14 protein-coding genes are annotated in these 20072 nt (G+C 44.3%); 3 read left to right on the top strand and 11 right to left on the bottom strand.

What is annotated here, in order from left to right; all coding sequences use genetic code 11:
* The first annotated feature begins 11 nt into the window (after positions 1–11).
* The gene (locus tag ZX61_RS02385) at positions 12–473 is read left to right on the top strand and encodes an Lrp/AsnC family transcriptional regulator (protein WP_049843117.1); all 462 of its coding nucleotides are present in this window, start codon (positions 12–14) and stop codon (positions 471–473) included.
* Here ZX61_RS02385 and ZX61_RS02380 read toward each other — a convergent pair.
* Positions 460–1518, bottom strand: a complete 1059-nt coding sequence (locus ZX61_RS02380; RefSeq protein WP_049843116.1) for a GGDEF domain-containing protein — start codon at positions 1516–1518, stop codon at positions 460–462. The genes ZX61_RS02385 and ZX61_RS02380 overlap by 14 nt on opposite strands.
* An 84-nt stretch (positions 1519–1602) precedes the next feature.
* Positions 1603–2079 (bottom strand): MarR family winged helix-turn-helix transcriptional regulator, encoded by a 477-nt coding sequence (locus ZX61_RS02375; RefSeq protein ID WP_049843115.1) that lies wholly within the window; start codon positions 2077–2079, stop codon positions 1603–1605.
* Positions 2080–2471: 392 nt separating this feature from the next.
* Between ZX61_RS02375 and ZX61_RS02370 the strand changes: the two genes are divergently transcribed.
* Positions 2472–4043, top strand: a complete 1572-nt coding sequence (locus ZX61_RS02370; RefSeq protein WP_049843114.1) for a BCCT family transporter — start codon at positions 2472–2474, stop codon at positions 4041–4043.
* Between the two features lie 63 nt (positions 4044–4106).
* On the opposite strand, the gene ZX61_RS02365 is transcribed toward ZX61_RS02370, so the two are convergent.
* The 9 genes from ZX61_RS02365 to ZX61_RS02320 all read right to left on the bottom strand — a co-directional run bounded on the left by ZX61_RS02365 (position 4107) and on the right by ZX61_RS02320 (position 17144).
* The gene (locus ZX61_RS02365; protein ID WP_049843113.1) at positions 4107–4826 is read right to left on the bottom strand and encodes a 3'-5' exonuclease; all 720 of its coding nucleotides are present in this window, start codon (positions 4824–4826) and stop codon (positions 4107–4109) included.
* 7 nt (positions 4827–4833) lie between these two features.
* Positions 4834–6723: a DUF294 nucleotidyltransferase-like domain-containing protein gene (locus ZX61_RS02360; protein WP_049843112.1), complete on the bottom strand. Its 1890-nt coding sequence runs from the start codon at positions 6721–6723 to the stop codon at positions 4834–4836.
* 141 nt (positions 6724–6864) lie between these two features.
* A complete protein-coding gene (locus tag ZX61_RS02355) occupies positions 6865–8613 on the bottom strand; it encodes a formate--tetrahydrofolate ligase (RefSeq protein WP_049843111.1) in 1749 nt (582 codons plus the stop codon).
* Between the two features lie 165 nt (positions 8614–8778).
* The gene (locus ZX61_RS02350) at positions 8779–8967 is read right to left on the bottom strand and encodes a hypothetical protein (protein ID WP_004745669.1); all 189 of its coding nucleotides are present in this window, start codon (positions 8965–8967) and stop codon (positions 8779–8781) included.
* A gap of 39 nt (positions 8968–9006) precedes the next feature.
* On the bottom strand, positions 9007–11364 hold the full coding sequence (locus ZX61_RS02345; protein ID WP_049843110.1) for a fatty acid cis/trans isomerase: 2358 nt from the start codon (positions 11362–11364) through the stop codon (positions 9007–9009).
* A gap of 253 nt (positions 11365–11617) precedes the next feature.
* Positions 11618–12145, bottom strand: a complete 528-nt coding sequence (locus tag ZX61_RS02340) for a putative adhesin (protein ID WP_049843109.1) — start codon at positions 12143–12145, stop codon at positions 11618–11620.
* A gap of 141 nt (positions 12146–12286) precedes the next feature.
* Positions 12287–13906: a VRR-NUC domain-containing protein gene (locus tag ZX61_RS02335; RefSeq protein ID WP_049843108.1), complete on the bottom strand. Its 1620-nt coding sequence runs from the start codon at positions 13904–13906 to the stop codon at positions 12287–12289.
* A gap of 227 nt (positions 13907–14133) precedes the next feature.
* Positions 14134–15366 carry an L-lactate MFS transporter gene (locus ZX61_RS02325; protein ID WP_049843106.1) on the bottom strand — a complete coding sequence of 411 codons (1233 nt, stop codon included), beginning with the start codon at positions 15364–15366 and terminating at the stop codon, positions 14134–14136.
* Between the two features lie 317 nt (positions 15367–15683).
* Positions 15684–17144, bottom strand: a complete 1461-nt coding sequence (locus tag ZX61_RS02320) for a DUF3360 family protein (protein ID WP_049843105.1) — start codon at positions 17142–17144, stop codon at positions 15684–15686.
* Positions 17145–17508: 364 nt separating this feature from the next.
* On the opposite strand from ZX61_RS02320, the gene ZX61_RS02315 reads away from it, so the two are divergent.
* Complete coding sequence (locus ZX61_RS02315; protein ID WP_049843104.1) at positions 17509–20070, top strand: DUF294 nucleotidyltransferase-like domain-containing protein; 2562 nt, start codon at positions 17509–17511, stop codon at positions 20068–20070.
* Positions 20071–20072 lie beyond the last annotated feature (2 nt).

Genomic DNA, 20072 nt, shown 5'->3' with positions numbered 1-20072 from the left:
GCGTTAAAGTTATGGATAGAATTGATAAACATATTTTGCGTTTGCTGCAGCAAGACGCTCGTCAGTCAACTGCAGACATTGCAGATAAAGTCGGCCTATCTGCCTCGCCTTGTGCTAGGCGAATTAAACGGCTAGAAGAGTCAGGCATCATAGCCAACTATCGCGCCAGACTTAATAAAGATCTGATTGGTGTGGGTATGACGGTGTTTGTAGAAGTCAGCCTAAACAATCATCAAGCATCAAGCATTGAAGACTTTGAACTGGCAGTCCAAGAAATGGATGAAGTGATCAGTTGCCACGTCGTGTCTGGCGCATACGATTATCTTCTGGAGGTGGTAAGTCATGATTTGGCAGGATATGAATCATTCACCCGCAAGCTTCAACGTTTAGAAAACGTCAAAGATATTCACACCCATTTAGCGATTCGCCAAGTGAAAGGGGGCAGTGAATTGCCAATTTTTAACGGAGGTTAGTGCGACGAGAGATTTCTACTTCTCGCTGCTCAAACTGCGCTGACATAGAGGGGGTATAGCAAGAGACTCTATCGCGCCCCAAACGTTTGGATTCGTACAGGGCCAGATCTGCTCGTTTCATCCACTCTCGGATATGTTTAAAAGGCTCGGACTCGGCGATACCTACGCTAATGCTTACTCCTGTAGAGTTGGCGTGAACTGTATGTCTGATTTCCTTAGCAATGTAGTTCATGATTTCTTCTGTCAGCACACGTTCTCTACCATGGAATAGCAATAGAAACTCATCACCACCAAGACGAAATAGTTTGTCTGTAGGTCCCGTAAAGCGATTGAATGTTCTTACAATCATCATAAGCACGTTGTCACCTTCATCATGGCCATATCGATCATTGATGTATTTAAACCTATCGACATCAATAATGGCGATGGTTGAAGTGGTGTATTGTTGAATGGCCTTTTCTAGCGAGATATTAAGCTCATGACGGTTAAATGCTCCCGTCATGGGGTCGCGCACTAGCAGATTATGCATGTCGACTTGAAGTTTACGCACTGCTTTAACAACAACATGAACTAAAATAGCAGTGACAATTAGCGAGATGACATATCGAGCGCTAACCGAATAGTCTACATGCATCGTTGTCGCATACCCAGACGCGCTGATGACTATAGCGTTTGAAATGATAGCTTCTCGCTTACGTAGAAGAAATATTATGCCTATCACGACCGGATAGAGCCAATATGTACCAAGGGTACCAAATATGCCCACCGTCAGTATGGAAGAGGTGACTAGTAGGCAAAGAGGTAAATAGTAGCTGAAAAAAGTCTGCTTGTTATAAACAATGGCAGCGACTTCTAATAACAGTGAAATCTCAAAGGCGAGTAATACAATGCCTAGCATTAGCTCGCCAACAATAATGTTTTTTATACCAAGTGGTACAAACACAAGCAGGGTGATGGTAGCGATGACTTTCAATAGCTTCTTTTGCTGTGTTAAGTCGAGAATCGCTTCGTCATCTGGTTTGTGTAATATATCACTCTTACCCATTACAACCTCTTTGAGTGCATGAGAGTTTATTGTGGTATCAATAAACGTATGCTCAAAGCAGGATGAAAGCAAATTTCTAGGTAGCTATTCAGGTTTGGTAATACTGCCTAGCTCCAGTACAGGCGCGACATCAATATCTTCTGCGTTCATCATAGATGAAATACGCTGAACTGACGAAAGCAGCAATGATTGTTCCCACTCTTCCAAACGTTGAAACTTAGTAATAAAGCTTTGTTGGAGAGGGGTTGGAGCTTCTTGTAGCAACGCTTGTCCTTTATCAGTTAAATGAGCGTGGACTTTACGCTTATCTTTAACGCTACGTACACGTTGCACTAGGCCATTGCGTTCAAGACGATCCAAGATTGTGGTCGCCGTCGCTTGACTCATGTTGGTGTGATCTGACAGTTGGCGAATCGTGACTTCACCTAATTCTTTGATTGAACGCATTAGGATCAGTTGCGGGCCAGTAAGACCAGATTCCTTACTGAGTTTTTTTGAGTGTAAATCGATCGCTCTAATGATTTGGCGAATCGAGACCAGAACTTCTTCGTGCTTTTCCAATGCGTTTCCTTGGTATTAGGTCAACAGACCCTAGCGAGTTAGTGGACAAAAGTAGGCGAAAAATACAGGAAATAGTCGACGAAAAAAAGTCTCAATTATCACAAATTTTTACTCTGTTTTTGCCTGCTTCTCTTTATGGATTGGTGTACTTACTTAGTACTCGAACAATATGGATTTTTGAGTGTAACTTAAATTGGTTAATATCCAACCGAACAAGTCACCATTTTTCCAAATTGTGGCGAAAAAACAGCTTATTACTGGAACAAAACAGCGAGAAGCGTACAATATTGAGAGCTGTATCAGATAGTATTGCTATGAAAATCAATTTTAACTCTAATGATTTGAGTGTGATTTACTGATACGCATTAAGGATCAGATGCTAGAGAGGAATGATGACTAAAGGCATAGATAAGTACAGTATTGACAGTACCGACTATACGATCGGTCAAGATAACGTACAGAAATGGGGATTCGATGTGCACAATCCAGTATTTGGCTGGAGTGCAGGTCTTATAGCAGTATTTTTGATTGCTGTTCTAGTTATGGACGCGGAGTCGGCAAAAGCGACGCTAGATGGCATTAAGTGGCAGATCATTGGCAGCTTTGATTGGTTGTTTATTTGGTCAGGTAACATCTTTGTAGTTTTCTGTTTAGCTTTGATTGTTTCGCCTCTTGGTAAAATTCGTTTAGGTGGGACAGACGCGACGGCAGACTATTCTTACCTTTCTTGGTTGTCAATGCTGTTTGCTGCGGGCATGGGTATTGGCCTGATGTTCTGGAGTGTCGCAGAACCTGTCGCCTATTTTACTGGGTGGTATGAAACACCATTGGGCGTAGAAGCCAACACACCAGAAGCAGCTAAACTAGCATTGGGTGCCACCATGTTCCATTGGGGTCTTCACCCTTGGGCGATCTATGGTGTTGTTGCACTGTCACTGGCATTTTTTGCATACAATAAAGGCCTACCGCTTTCTATTCGCTCGATTTTCTATCCAATTCTTGGTGATCGTGCGTGGGGCTGGGCTGGTCATATTGTTGATATTCTTGCTGTATTGGCGACTTTGTTCGGTCTTGCGACTTCATTAGGCTTAGGTGCTCAGCAAGCAGCAAGTGGTATTCACCACGTATTTGGCGTTGAATCTGGTCTCGGCCTGCAAATTGTCGTGATTACAGTGGTGACATTGCTTGCTGTGGTTTCGGTTCTGCGTGGTATTGATGGCGGTGTAAAAGTAATCAGTAACATCAATATGATCGTTGCTTTCTTACTGCTGATTCTAGTTGCACTAATTGGCTATGCAATCGTAGTAGGTAACATTGGTACAACGTTAATGGCTTACCTAGAGAACCTAGTACCTTTAAGTAACCCTCACGGCCGTGAAGACGAAGCTTGGTTCCAAGGCTGGACTGTATTCTACTGGGCTTGGTGGATTTCTTGGTCACCATTCGTGGGCATGTTTATCGCACGCGTATCGAAAGGTCGTACAGTACGTGAATTCATTACGGCGGTTCTTCTAGTACCAACAGCAGTAACACTACTATGGATGTCGACGTTCGGTGGTATGGCGATAGAGCAAGTGATCAATGGTGTAGGCGAACTTGGTTCTGAAGGACTGACAGACGTGTCACTGGCGATGTTCCAAATGTTTGATGTGTTGCCATTTGGCTCAATTCTGTCAATCATTGCAGTCATTCTAGTACTTGTTTTCTTTATTACGTCTTCGGATTCGGGCTCTCTTGTAATCGACAGCATTACTGCTGGTGGTAAAGTGGATGCACCCGTAGTTCAACGTGTATTCTGGGCATTTATGGAAGGTGCAATAGCTGTTGCTCTTCTTTGGATTGGTGGCTCAGAGGCGGTTCAGGCGCTTCAAGCGGGTGCGATATCAACTGCACTGCCATTTACCTTTGTATTGCTGCTGATGTGTGTCAGTTTGCTAATGGGTATGCGTACCGAGAAGCGATAACGATTTCAGCTAAGATTTAAAAAGGGACGGTTATCGTCCCTTTTTTGTGCTTGTTGTACCGTCCTAAATCCATAATTGGCTGATAGGAATATTTTTTTCATAGTGGTGGGCAATTTGCGCCTGAAGAAGTTCTGCAGTAGCAACCGCATCGGTTAAAGCGTGATGTGGTGTGTAAAGAGGGAGCCCATAGCGAGAACGGCTGGCTCCAAGGCGAACGGATTCTGGCTTGCGGCCACGAATTTTATTTAGTATTCCACCGCTGATTTTTTGCTGAAGTTGAGTTTCGATGTGCATTGTATCGACAACCGGGAACTCGATACCTTCTTTGATTCTTGCATTCAGGGCCTTGTCGAAGAACTCTCGCTCAATTCTTTGGTAGTGAACAACCATTATCTTACCAGCCATTTGGGAAAGAATATCTTCATAAACACCAATTAAATCAGGCGCGTCTAAAACATCTGAGTGGGTTATACCGTGAATGACAACAGACTCTTCCGGCAACTGCTTACTCGGTTTCACAGTCCAGTGCTGTGCCTGATTGATAAAGATGCGGTTAAGGTTAAACGGAACCGTACCTATGGTGATGATGTCATCTTCGTCAGAATCTAACCCCGTCGTTTCAAAATCCATCGCGAGAAACATCACCTCATCTATAGGTGTTGAAGGATCTGGAACTCCAGCATCATAATAGGTTTTTAATGCCTCGTTCTGGACTACCTCTAGCTTGCGGCTAAACTTATTTTTCCAGTCGATAGACGGAGGCGACATGATTTTATTAAACATTATTGCCTCACTTAAAGTTATTGCTAGCTTGATAGCGGAACTTCAAAAAGTTTTGCGCATTACTTAGGATCTGGAAAGCGTCTTTTAAATTTCGACGTTCAAAGTCCGACAGATTTTCTGGCTCAATGTTGTTGTCTGGAGCGATCTTATTTTCAACATCGAGAGCTTGATGGCGAATGCGTACCATAGAGATGAATTCGAGGGCATCACTTAAGTCGCGTGCTTTGCCTTTTGGCAGTATACCGGCTTCGTGGATATCATCTAATCGTTCAAACGAGTTTTTGGAGCGAGAGCCAACCGCAAGAGCGTGAACACGGATCAAGTCAGCTAGAGGGGCAGTACCGCGACGTTTAAGGTTGATAGAGTTCTTATGTTGACCATCTTTCTCCATAACAAAGTCTTTGAAGAAACCCAGAGGTGGAGTGCGGTTCATGGCATTACGCGCTAAACACGCTAGGAAGCGATTGTTTTTACGCGCGCGGCGAATAATAAAGCCGTTTAAATGCTCCGCCCATTTTAGTCGGCCATAAACGCCTTCAAGGTCGAAAAATATTGATGCGTTTAGCAAAGCTTTCGGGTTTGGGTCGTCAATCCAATCAGCAAAGCAATCTTCCCATTCGGTACGTGTCATACGCCAATCAGGATTGGTTGCCATAATGTCGCCGGTGCAATAGGTGTAGCCGCATTTATCTAACCCATCACAGACTCGTTTGGATAACTCGGCAAAATAGGTATCGTGCTGCTCTTTAACAAAGGTGTTATCAAGAATTATCGCATTATCCTGATCGGTCACAAGCAGTTGTTCGTCACGTCCCATTGAACCAAGAGCGACAAAACAGTAAGGCACCGGAGGCTCTCCAAGTTCTTCCTCAGCTAGTTCGATGATGCGTTGTTTAAAGCTTCGACCAATCACAGACATTGCGCTGCCGACCATGTGAGAGTTGGCGTCTTCGTTTACTAGGCGAACAAAGCTGTCTTTTACTTGCTCAGATAGTGCGGAAAGCTCTTCTATCGACTGTTGCTGGAAGATGGTACTGACTAGCAGCAGTGAGTTTTGCGACTCATAACGTACAATGTCTGTCGCTTCTATAATACCGATCGGCTGTTTGTCTTTTAAAACCGGTAAATGATGAACGTTGTAGCGCAGCATGGTGAGCATGGCTTCGTAAACATAGGCGTTATGGTCGAGTGAAATCAACTCTGTTGTCATAACCGTTGAAACATCATCGCTTGGGTCTAACCCTTGAGCAAGAACGCGAGTACACAAATCACGGTCAGTAATAATACCGACCAGTGGGTTGTTATCATCTTCATCATCTTGCGCTATATCTGGATCAATAATCAGTAAAGATGAGACATTCTCTTCGGCCATTTTAATTGCCGCATTTTGAATAGACTCCGATTTAGGGATGGTTGGTGCTTCACTCGTCAGTAGGGTACGCACCTTAGAGGTCGTTAAGTCATTTTGCTCGTTGCTGTTAGACACGGTTTGACGCAGTCGAGCGGTATCCTCAACTTCAACAAAATCTGCGAAGGTTTCGTGCTTGTCATAAAGTTCTTGGAAAACGGCCTCTGGAATACAATACAGTAGGCTATCTTTAATCGCCTTAGCCGGAAAGCGAACCTTATTGTTGGTCAGTAGCCCCATTTGCCCAAACAGCGAGCCTTCATCTAATCGGTTGTATAGCTCACCTTTGCGTCGATAAACTTCAATAACACCACTTCGGACCATATATAAGTCGTGAATTTCATCGCCAAAATGGATAACAGGTGTGTCTTCACGATAATAAGAAATCTCTACGTGCTTGGTGATGTAGTTAAGAACATCATCTTCGAGTTCATCAAAAGGTGGGTGTTGGGATAGGAAGTTCTTAATTTCCAGTAGCTCTGCTTCCATGAAAGCATCCAGTCTTTGCGAGTCATATTTCAATGTTACATGATCTTGCTATTAACTTCATGGGTTGCTGTGATGTGCGCAAAGAAAAGGGCTAAGTTTTAATCACTTAGCCCCTTGGTAGCTTGCAGTTTGAGGGAAAGACTAGCTTAAGCCAATGATGTTGCCCTGATCATCTAGATCGAGATTCATAAAAGCAGGCTTTTCCGGCAAACCTGGCATTGTCATTACGTTGCCACACAAAGCGTAAACAAAGCCCGCACCTGCGCAAAGGCGGAGTTCGCGAATAGGGACGTTAAAGGCTGTGGGCGCACCTTTAATACTGCCATCGGTCGAAATAGACAAGGGTGTTTTCGCCAGACACACAGCTAGGTTGTCAAAGCCATGTTGTTTAAGTTCATCAAGCTGTCTTCTGGCTTGGTAGCTAAGTGTCACGCCTGATGCACCATAGCCTACTTCGGCAACAGACATTAGTTTTTCTTCTGTGGTTTGGCTAAATTGATAGAGTGGCTTAAGTTCAGCGGCTTTTTCACATTGAACGATGACTTTTTGGGCTAACTCAAGTGTGCCTTCACCACCTTTTGCAAAGCCTTCGCTAATGGCGACTTCGACATCGTTGGGTAAGGCTTCAATCATGGTCTTAAGTGTGTTCAGCTCTTGGTCGCTGTCTTGAGGAAAACGGTTAATTGCGACAATGGCAGGCACGCCATATTTGTTGACGTTGTTAATGTGCCATTTTAGGTTATCAAAACCAGCAACGAGTGCGTCTTGGTCGTCTTCGAACAAAGTGTCTGGAATGGCTTGACCCGGCTTTAAATCATAGAGACCAGAGTTGGCTTTTAATCCACGTAGCGTTGCGACAATTACGGCACAATCGGGCGATTTCCCAGACATCTGTGCCTTGATATTACAGGCTTTTTCAAACCCCATATCAGAGCCAAATCCACCTTCAGTGACCGTGAAGTCACACAGTTTGGTCGCAATGTTATCAGCGATAATTGAAGAGTTGCCATGAGCAATGTTGGCAAATGGGCCAGCATGAATAAGGGTCGGTACACCTTCAAGAGTCTGCATCAATGTTGGTTCAATGGCTTCTTTCATGCTGACTGCCATTGCGCCTGCAACCTTAAGGTCTTCAGTGGTCACGGGTTCACCATTTATATCGTAAGCGACCACAATACGACCGATTCGAACGCGCAAGTCTTTTAGGCCTGACGCTAGGGCAAGAATAGCCATGAGCTCTGACGCGGCTGAAATATCAAAGCCATCATGTCGCTCAAAGCCATTGATGGTTTTATTGGCTTCGTTTTTCCCCACTGTGACCATACGCAGCGCACGGTCATTGTGATCCATCACGCGCTTCCAGACAACACGTTGCGGGTCAATTTTGAGTGCTGTTAAACCGCTACGTTGCTCAAAATCTTTGTAACCTTGGCGTTGTTCATGGTAGATACGAGCATCAATAGCTGCCGCTGCAAGGTTGTGCGCGGCAGTCACCGCGTGAATATCACCAGTTAGATGCAGATTAAGCTCTTCCATCGGCGCGACTTGAGAGTAGCCGCCACCTGCAGCACCACCTTTTACGCCGAAAACGGGGCCCATAGACGGCTGTCGGATACAGGCCATGACTGAGCATTTGAGTTTAGCTAAACCCTGAGACACGCCAATAGTTGTGACTGTTTTACCCTCACCGAGTGGGGTCGGAGTGATGGCAGTTACCAGCACGAGCTTTCCTGTGGTGTTGCCATGCAATCGCTCTAAGCTTTGCAAGCTTACTTTAGCTTTGTATTTTCCTTGACTATGGAATTCATTCGCATGCAGCCCAGCATGCTCGGCAATTTGAGCAATTGGCAGTAGTTTTGTCTCGCGACAGATCTCAATATCAGACAGCATAAAACCCTTTTAATTTACATATAAAAAGCAAGGCAATCGTTTGCGTTCAGATAATAACGATTAAATTTGCTTTGTAAAGCGCTGGTTGCAGGAGAGTGGATTATAGCTGTGTCATGGGGCAGGAGCAAAAGAAAGCCCCATGTATATTACCATGGGGCGTTTTCGTTAGTACCAGTCATCTTCAGGGATTATTTTCCCTTCAGGAGCATATGGATCGTCATCAAAAGGATGTTCTGCCTTATTTCTAAGACTATCCAATTGATGTTCGAGCATTTGAACGGTGTCGTAATCACCTTCAGAGCAGGCGACATAAATTTGCTGCTCTAGAGCTCTAATGCTGTCATTGATACCCATAATCACCTCCCTGAGCGTGTTATGCGCAGTTGAACAGTTCTACCTATTCTCAAATCTATTGTAGTCAAGCAGGCCAAATTCGATAGGTTGATCTGCTTTATACCAAGTATGTACTCGGTCGCTAAAAGGCCAGAATTTGTCAGAGCTACGACGAATTGCGAAGGTATCCAATAATTTAACGTAATCCTCTTCACTGGAAATATTTTTCAACATTTCTACCAGTTTTGGTACTTGATGCTCTTGCAGATTTAGATACGCGGCAGGATAGCTGCCGATCACGCCGCGTACCAAGGTGAGATCATCATTAGCAGGATCACGATTACTCGCTTCGTCAAACAAGCTTGAGATATTGGTATGTGCACTGTTTTGCAGTAAAGTGTAAAGCTGATCTTCGCCCGTTTCAGACGTAATCATAAGCATCATAATCTGCGGTAGATAAGCAAGACCTTGGCCTTTAATTCTATCAATGCTTCGCAGCAACTCTTCACTTTCAGGCTTCATGCCCGTTTGCTCGATCCTGAATCGGTTGGTCAATATTGGTGCGAGTTGCGTTTGCAAAATATCGTAAAGTTCCGCTTTTGGGTCGTCGGTTTGATACGGCACCTGAGTTGGTTGGTCAAACGGCTTAACATTACGTTGTAAAAAATCACTGAGCTGGCTGCTTTGGTCCTCATACCAGCTAGAATGCTCTTTATGACGTATTTCTCTCGGCAAGAGGGCAACAAAATTGCTCTCTCCTTCAAGGCGTAAGAAGTCCATAAACATACGGGTCATCAGTTGATGGCCAAAGTTTCCATACACGTCAAACCCAGCCACGAGCAAATAATGGATACGCTCTATTAAGGCATAGTCTAAGACCCAAGCTGTTTTGGGTGGTGTTCCGACTAAGCCACGCACTACTGACGCACTATCAAAGTGCCTAAATACGGTAAGCGCTGCGTTCGGGTTAGTTCCTTCACCTGTCCAGATCACATCGGTTGTTAGGTACTTTCCCCCTTCAAACCATTGATTAGTGAACTTAGATTTTGCCTCTAGGTATTGCGCTTGTTGCCTTGAGTATGCAACCCAACTTGTCACTGGCAAGGTATTACTTTCCAGCTCTGCTGGCAATTTAAGGTTTTCTGCTTGAGAGCGGTAAAATTCGTTCACTTCTGGGAAGTCGGCTTTGTCTGGATCTAAAAAGAATACCCAGAAGCGGTCATTGATAACATTAAGAGCTAACTGACCACGGCAAACAGGTCCTTTTATAAAGGCGTTAATGGTGTTTTGCGCATTGTCGAGCATAAACTTAAATCGTGATTTAACCGGAAGATCGATAAAGGCAGTCATGGGGTTAGCCGCGATCTCTGGAGTGTAATCTGGTAACGTAGCAACGCTGTAATCAGAGTCTATAAACCACTCTTTCCAGCGATTCATTCTTTCTCTATTTAGCGCAAATGGCATATGGGTTTTATCAACAATCGTACCTTGCTCTGGTACCAATCGATAATAAACCCGGGACACGCCAGGATCGTCATAAGGTCTACGTGTGGCTATTCGATTGAGAGGCTGCCCCGGTGGAGTGCTTGATCTGACTAAAGTAAAAAAGCGTGGATTCTGTTGGTTTAAATCAGAAAAATAGAGATGAGATAGGAACAGGTGCTCATAAATGTAGCGCGCAGTAAGTTGCACTTTGCGCGGACTTTTGTTGAGCAGAACTTCGACTTCGGCGATGAGCTGCTGTTCAGCAATGGTTAAGGGCAGTGGTTGACTCATCTTGGCCCCGTCTTGCAGCCAACTGACAAGAGTTGAGTATTCGTTCGAGCTGAGGTTTGGCATTCCGTAGGGCATGCCCCATGTAGGGTAATCTTGAAGGTACTGATCATACTCCTCAATAGACGGACAAACCTGAGAGCGATCAATCGAAAAATCAAAACCTTCTAACTGCTGCTGGTCTGGCAATGGGTGTGCTTCCTTCTGTGTCAGCATTCTTGCAATCAGACCTGCTTCAAGATTGGCTGTTGGGTTTTGCACGCGCTCATTCAATACTGGGTTAAACCCAAATTCTCGCCACTGAGCCGTTGTTTGAGCGTCTTCAAACAAGCGATGAGGTGTAGAAGCAGTCAGACGAGTACCTTGATAAATCAGCTCTTTGCTAGAGCCTCGATCAATACCTTCTACAGAAGACATTTTTAATTGGCATGGAGCGTCATAGCAGGCGTGGCAAACCACGCAGCGGCTATCAATAATGGGTTTTACTTCACTAAGAAAAAAGTCACTTTCTACACTGCCGAGGTCACTGCGGCGTTCTTGTACATGTGGTTCCCCAAATAACTGGTCGTAATTTAGCCCTGCATAGGTTGCACAGCCTGCGAACGTTAACACCACGGCCATCATCAAAAATGTACGTAAATTCATCTGGATACTTGTACTGACTATTCAATGGACTAATTGCAGCAGAAGGCATAGATAATGGCAAACAATAGTTGGGCTTAAACGATAAAAACGTTAAGAAAAATGTCCGTTGTCGCGTTTTTACCAGATATAACCATAATCCGTTATTGGCATTAATGGTGTTAGGGGGAATAGCTTGTCGAGGGGAAAGTGAAAGCCACGACAGGTGGCTTTCTAGCGATCGGGTGCTAATGTTCTTGCTGGCAGGTGTTGACGCTTACCTTAGACTTTGCGCCTGTACCAAGTCTCCACCATTGATAGCTTGGAGTTTGGCTGCATTACTATTCCCTTCAATCACTGAGCGACATGCTGTCCAATGAATTTGAAACTTGTTGCCAAGTTCAGCTCTTAAGTTATTGATGATATTTGATAACCTGACGGCTTGGTTGTTTTTTGTAAAAAACAAGTAGTCCCCCCCAGACAGGGTAAACAAAATGCCATCGTTGATTTCCTTACGTGCTCCCATGCCTTTATTCAACCATTTTTGTGTTCTGTTTACATCTGCGTACGATGCCATATCACCACATAGGTAGTGTTCTTTTGCATCAACGCCAGGAGGTGTTACTTTCCATTCTTCATCATCTGTTGTAATGCGATAAGCGCTGGGGCCACCATCAACAACTGCTGCTGTTTTTCGACCATCCAGCATACGACCATCCTTTACGTATGTTTGCAGGGGGACAGACAACTTGATGGTGTCGTTTGCATCCATGAATCCATGACCAATCAAATAGACGTCTTGCATATGGAACTTCTCCTTAGATTAAATTTCAAACAACTTGAATTGTCATTCTGATAGTGAGAATGAGCTATTAATGTAGCAAATATAAAACAGATTTCATATTTCTGCATGTTTTGTAGAAAATGCTGAAGAAATAAGTGCTTATTAATCTTTACAGTGATTGACGAAAGCAACAGAGACTAAAATGTCTAGCCGAAGAAACTCTTTAATCCATCGCCGTTGGTTGTCTTGAAGTTTGTCTCCCGGCCCTTTGACTTCTACCCACTCAAACTGACCTTTTTTAAACAGAATGAGGTCGGGCATACCACTTCGATAGAGTTTGAGATCTTGTAGCATGACCTTAAACAGTGCGAGGGCCACTTGGGTTGGAATGTGTTTTATGCAGGCTTCAAGCAAATCTGAACTGAATTCGGTCCAGTGAACGAATGGATTGGCTAAGCCGTACTTTTCCTTATAGGTCGAATGAAGGACACTTAACCCAGATTGTTCTATTGATTGGAAGGTTTCAGCGAATAATAGCTGGCGCTTCGCGAAGAAATCTTGATGATATAAGTCGAGCGGACGGTGTTGATAGCGGTTTACAAATGCCCCCTCAATGGGCGCAAATATCACTTTCCAAAAGGCTAAGCCAAACAACCCATTGAGCAATACATTCTCGCTATAGAATACCTGATAGCCCTGCTGTTCATAATGCGATTTGGCCGCGAGTTCGACTCTTTGTTGCGATAGATCTAACTCTAACCTGTGTTCAGAAACCTTGAATTTAGCCTTTCTTGGAATGCGTTGCCCTTGCTTTCGTTTCACTCTTTGAGCGAGTTTATTGGCGACTTCTAGTTCTGAGATATTGTAGGGGCGTGAAATGACGCTCGCGACAACGTCACTCATTGCGGTGATATTGTCGAGCTTGTCATATAACCTTGCTTGTCGCTCGCGAGAGGGGGGAAGCGTTGTAGTGTTATACCATTTTAGGCTCTGCTCGAAATCACCGACTCGCTCCAAGTCTCTTGCGATATCATTGACTAACTGTTGGCGTTTTCGCTCTATGTAAGAGTGGGTGATAGGTATGTCAATCTCGTTGAGTAGAGTCACTAGGCAGTGCGGATTTTTTCTATCTGATTCTGAATATCTTGAGTGCAGTTCAGAAAGGTGTAACAACTGGTTTAGCTCACAGCGCGTGGAAAAGAATCGTCTAACTTTGCTTAGTTGATAGCGTTCAAACTGATGCAGGCCAAGATCATCAAGCACAAACTGACTGAGATCTTGGTGAGTATTGGCAAAAAACAGCGCCAGTAATACATCAATTACCCTTGCCTGTTGCAGATGGATGACCAAAAAACTGATTTGATCAAAACGAGTAAAGAGTGTGACAGGGACTTGGTCTAAAAGTTGCTCTTTGCGTGTGGACCTATGCGGAATTGCAAACAGTGTGCAAATTTCCGGTTTGGTCAGTAATTCACGGGCGAGGGTATTAGCACAGATGTCACTGTTTACGGTGACAAAGCCATTATGATCTAATGTCTCAAGGCAAGGGGTGGTATCACCTATCTCAGTGTAATTTAGCTTGTCAGAGCGGAACCAATCACCTTTACGTGATAATAAGCGTACCAATAAGCACTGCGCTTTCCTGTCGAGTTGCTCAAAGTCATATAACCACTTATGCTCTTCTGTTGTCAGGAGATCTGGATACCACTCACGCGCATGATCAATAAGCTTAATAAAATTGCTTAGGTAATAGTCGGGAGCAAGTTCGATAGGATCAGGCATGATGGCTAAATACAAAAAAGGCTTAACCCTAAGATTAAGCCTTTTTACCCGCAATTCAATTCTGATACTAACCAGAACAAATATCTGTTCATTCTTGCTGGTTAAAATCGCTGATAGCGTCGTTATAGATTTTGTAGGTAGGTCGACTAACTGGCTGCAATCTATGCCTTGCTCTAAGCAATTTTTCCTGCGCAATTATCTGAACATCTAATTTATCCTGATTAGTATTAAGCGCGCTTTAATTCAGCTACTTTTGCTTCAGATAGAGGGCGTGTAATGAAAGCGAGCACGATACAAACCGCCATCATTACGGCAGAAATAGTGTATGCAAGACTGTAACCTTCACCCTGGGTCATGGAGAATCCAACCACAGCAGCACCGATTGCACCACCGATACCCCATGCTGTGTATAGCACACCGTAGTTAGTGCCGTAGTTTTTCAGACCGTAGAACTCTGCGGTTAGAGTTGGGAAAACTGCTAGAAGTGTTCCGTAACCTACTGCTGCAATTGCTGTACCGATGATAAGCGTGAACTCAGTCTTGAACGTTGCGAACAGAACCATGTTGATGCCCTGGAGAACGAACGCTAAAAGCAAAGTGCGTACGCCACCGATTTTGTCTGCAAGCATACCAGCTGCAACACGGCCACCTGAGTTAAACACTGCAAGAATTGACGCTAGATAAACCGCGTTTGGTAGGTTCGCTTGAACGCTTGCGATAGTCGTAATGTTACCGATGATCATAAGACCAACAGACGCAGCGAACGCGTACATGATCCAAAGTGAGTAGAACTGAGGCGTTCTAAGCATTGCTTTCCACGTTAGGTCGTCAGACTTCTTCACAGCCTTAGGTGCTTGACCTTGTTTTACTTTAGGTTCAGCTGGCGTGTAATCCGTTGGTGGGTTGTTGATTGTTGCTGCTAGAGGAACAGCGATAGCAAGGATACCAACACCAAGAACTAGGAAGCTGGTTTGGATGCCCATGCTGTCGATAAGCGCAGAAGTGACAGGGGCTAGGTAAATAGCCGCCAGACCAAAGCCTGCTGCGATAATGCCATTAACCATACCTTTCTTTGATGCGTGGAACCACTTCATCGCTGATGGAGACAAACATGCGTAACCAAAACCGATACCTGCACCAGTAAGTACGCCGAAAGTTATGTTCAGCATAAGTGGAGAGTCAACAAAACCAGAAGCGATCATGCCTAGGCCTGTAAGCACAGTACCTAGGATAAGGATCAGACGAGGACCCATACGGTCTTGTAGGATACCTGCAACCAGAAGACATATAGAGAAAGTGATCGTTGCAGTTGCGTAAGGCGCTGATGCTTCAGCCGCGCTCCAACCTGACTCAGTCACTAGTGCTTTGTTAAATACACTCCAAGCATACAGGATGCCAAGACAAAGGTTGATACAGAATCCCGCTAGGAGGATGCGCATAGCTTTATCAATCTTGCTCATTTTTCTTCTCGTTTGTCCTCAAAAAGAGGATCGGTTAACAGGTCATTTACTCAAATTAAGTTTGCGTTTATCAATACAAAGCGCAATGGGCGCGGATTATAACTGAATAAAATGTGATTGGAATCTCTTTTTCAACTAATTCTTGTATTTTTCTAAAATTGTTGAGTTTTTGTATTCAAAGAAATATTTAGACAATGATGATTAAGTGAAGAGGCGCAAGTATAAGACTGTATGTATTGATTGAGTGAATGACTTCGAGCGGAGATGTATAGAGAAGAAGGCGCAGATAAAAGTCTCTGCGCCTTGTTGAGATTGGATTAGTTACCAATTAGTGCAGGGATACCTGGAAGTTGACCTACAAACGCCAGTGAGCCGACACAAATAATGAACGCCAGACCTGGAATTAGGTATTTATCTTTTGCTGACAAAGACTTCGCGCGTTCATGGTCACCAATTAGCCCCATGTTATCAAGCAACATAGTGGTCGCCCAACCAAACACAGGATTAACAAAAGCGCAGGCAAAAATACAGATGCCAGCGCTGAGAGAATCCTTGTGCTTGTGGATCATCTGCATACCAGCTTCGAGTAGCGGTAGGAAAACACCCACGATGAGAGCAACACGCAGTACTGGCTCCCACATAGCAAGATCCATAGGGTAGCCAATAATCGCGGCAGCAATACACATCACACCGGTTAATAGTGCACCACCCGGGATTGGACGTTTCGCGATGGCTGCAGGGATCATATACGTACCCCAAGAGGATGCCAGGTTACCACCACCAAGGAAGGAACCAATACCTTGACGAATTGACGCAACCATCATTGTGTCATCAACATCCATCAATACGCCTTTGGCTTCTTTCGGGTAGTTTAGCTCTTGGAACACACGGTGGCCTAGGTAATCAGGAGACCACATTGCAACAGCTAGTAAAGCAAATGGCGTAACTGCAATAAAGTGTTCAAGGTTTGGCCAGCCTAATTGCCAACCTGTGTCTTCACCCCACCAATAGAATGGACTAAAGTGTGGTAGTCCTGGCTCGGTAGTAAAGGCGAAGTCGGCTCCCAGTACATAAGCAACGACACCAGCAATAAGAGAACATAACGGGATAGCCAGCCAGCGCTTGTTGATTTTTGCGAGGTATGCATATACGGCTAAGGTCACACCAATGACCGCAAACGAAATATAGCCTTGATCGCTGCTAGCAGCCCAAGCCTCGGTTTTGTTGATCTGACTAATCAAACCAACCGCACCTAAATAGATCAGTAGCCCACCCCGAACGCCAACTCCAGTTAGCGTCATTAGTTTTGAACCGCCCTTGGTATAAGCTAGGATAAAGCCGAACATGCAAACCATGATACCTAGAGCGAGAGGGTGTCCACCTGCAGCTGCAATCAAGGGAATCAATGGGATCATTGGACCATGAGTACCTGCTAGGTTAGAGTTTGGGTTCAAAATGGCAGAGAAAAGAATGACAAACAGCGCACCGGCGATCAGTAGCTCATAACGCACGTTTTCTGCGACAAACTCTGGAGATAAGCCAAATTGTGCAGCAAATACTGCCACCATTGCGGTTACCATGACTACTTTACCGATAGTGGCCGCCAATGCTGGTACTAAGTCCTCAAGTTCTACACTGTAGTCGCGTGATGGTAAGTGAATACCCCAGCGGCGAAAACTCATGATCTTTAGATCATGGTTGAGAAACTCTTCTCGATTCTCAAATTCATGCGCTTTTTTACGCATATCCCTATAAAAGGTTTTACTTTTGTTAGACATTTCGTCTTCCTTTGTTATGAGACGAAGTTGAACCATGTCAATTAGCGCTCCGCTTACACTTGGTATACTGACCTTCGATCAGTACGAGACGACATCCCAGACGCTACCAAGAGCCTTATCGTGTTGAAAAGGCGGGAAAACATTAAGTCACTTCGTATATTACGACAAGACAACTCTTGGGCATCTTGTCAAAAACTGCAGCAAAACATGGGCTACATACTAGAAAACGGTCTATAGCCAATTATTGATTTCGATTAAGTAACGCTTCGATGTGATAGATGTGCTGATTGGCTTGTAATAAAAATGCTACGCACCGCACACTTTTGACTTAACTGTTAATATGCAAGGAAATGACCAAAATTTTATGAAAATTTCTGAACACGCAGATCGAACAGAGCATCTATATGGGATTAGAGCAGAAGAAATTCACCGCTGGATCGACGGGTTCTTTGACTACAACGGGCAAGAACATAGCGAAACCATGGCGAAAGAGGTGGAATTTGATCCCTATTCCCATCGCCGATTTCGTCACTGTAAAGAAGCGCTCTCGGAAGCCATTCAGGAGTTTGGAGGCAAGTACACCAGTCAGCAGATCAAAGAGGTGTTTGAAACACATGTGCGCGACGACTACCACGGCTACTTACCTACGCGGGCTGATTTTGAGAACGGTTCTTTTACCGCAAAATACCATGATACAAGCCATCAAACGCAGCTTGGCGATGTTCTTGATGAGACTGAACTTGCTGACTATTTCAATGGCCTGACTACCCAGCAAGTTGAGCACGACTCGCCGCTGAGTCGATTTGGTTTACGCATTGTACTGCCGACCATCAGCGCGATTATCTTGTTTGTGACCGCCATCATTTACGTAATCCTGCCATTAGTTGAAGCGTCCATGGTGGGGCAAAAGCAGCAGATGCTCAAGGAGTTAACCTCTACGGCGGTGAGTGTGGTCGACAGGTATGTGAGCTTGGAACAAAGTGGTGTTTTAAGTCGAGAAGAAGCTCAATCCAAAGCGATGATGGATATCAAGTCAATGAGGTACGGCCCAGAGAACAAAGATTATTTTTTCATCACTGATATGCATCCTCGGATGATCATGCACCCTTATCGTAGTGATCTGACCAATCAGGATTTAACGCATTATTACGAAAGAGAAGAAAGCTCAGATTTCCCTATCTTTGTTGAACTAGCTAAGCTAGTGACAGCCTCTCATGAGGGGTACTTGGAGTATCTTTGGCAATGGAAAGATGACGCCACCATTACCGCGCCTAAAATGACTTATGCTGAAGGTGTAGAAGAGTGGCAGTGGATAGTTGCAACCGGAGTGTACCTACAGGACGTGCAGCAAGAGATCGATAATCTAGAGAGTACTCTCTATCGGGTATTTGTCGTAATCACATTGGGATTAACGTTCATCATGCTCTATGTCATCGCACAATCTAAGGTGATAGAAAAAAGAAAAATGCGTGCTGAACTTGCTCTGCATGAAGCGAAAAACCGTTACAAAGCTTTGGTGGAGTCATCGAATGAGGGCTACATCTTGGAAGCGGATGGTAAGATTGTATTTTCTAATACTCGACTTCATCAATTGCTTGGCTATACCGACACGGAACTGAAATCCCAGTCGATTTGGCAAGATCTATTCTCCAATGCTGACCAAAATGAGCGAGTGCTTGAGCATTTGATGCGGCTATTTTGTCATGAAACAGAACCCGCTGAATTTGAAGCGCAGATTATGACAAAAAGTGGGCGAAAGATAGACATCATCCTAAGTACCTCTCGTATCTTTCTTTCTGAAAAACTCGGTCATGTAATTTCATTCCGTCCTATAGTACGTAAGGTTTACGGTGCGAGTTTCAATTCAGCGACTTCTAGTTCGGATTACCAAAACACCAGTGCGAGCATCGTTGCCGACATTGAGCAAGGAGAAAGTCATAGCCATGTGATTGAATCACTTAATCGATTGACAGATTTAATACGTGAAATGATTGCCACAGGTGCGCGCCCGAACCATTTAAGAGGGCTTATTGGAAACACTTATGATGCGGCTATTTGTCGCTTTGTCGAATTGACGATTGAGGAGATTGGGGAACCTCCTGTGCCATTCTCCTTCTTATCTTTTGGCAGCAATGCTCGTCATGATATGACCTTATTCTCAGACCAAGACAACGCGATTGTTTTTGAGACACCAGATGACCAGGATCTAAAGGCGACTCGACGTTACTTTTTACACTTGGCGGAGAAGGTATGTGCGATGTTGAATCAGGCCGGCTACAGCTACTGTGACGGCCTGATTATGGCTTCAAATCACCAATGGTGTTTGAGCGAGAAAGAGTGGCAAAACAACTTTACCCAATGGTTCGAACAAGCTACGCCAGAAACCATCTTAGAGCTTAACGTGTTCTTTGATATTCGCTCAACCTTTGGTGAGGCAAGGTTAGCAGATGGAATCCAGGCTCATATTCAAAAACGATTAACCAAAGATCCTGAATTTCTTCGTACTTATGCGCAAAACTGTTTGGCCCACTCTATTCCTGTAACTCAAGAAGGTGAGTTGGCAACGGAAAAGTATGAGGGCCGCGACGCCATTAACCTTAAAGACTGTTTAAGACCGATGGAGATCTTCTGTCGTCTTTATGCACTCAAGCATGACATACGTGAAAGCAACACGATTGAAAGGCTAAAAGGGTTGCATACCGCCCAAGAGATTGACGCCAAAACCTACCGAGAAATGGTGTATATTTTCGATCATATTTGGCATCTACGCTTTATGAATCAGATCATTGAATACAGTGACCTTAGACAAATTAACGATATGCTAACCGTAGATGATCTGACTCTTTTAGAGCAGCAAAACCTGATTAATGTACTCAAGCGTATCTCGATGTTCCATCATAAGGTACAGCAGGAATTTGCACACTAGAA

The organism is Vibrio sp. VPAP30, from assembly GCF_001188205.1.
GTDB lineage: Bacteria > Pseudomonadota > Gammaproteobacteria > Enterobacterales > Vibrionaceae > Vibrio > Vibrio bivalvicida.
Note: the sequence above shows the minus strand (reverse complement) of the source record. Positions and strands in the feature narration are given on the sequence as shown.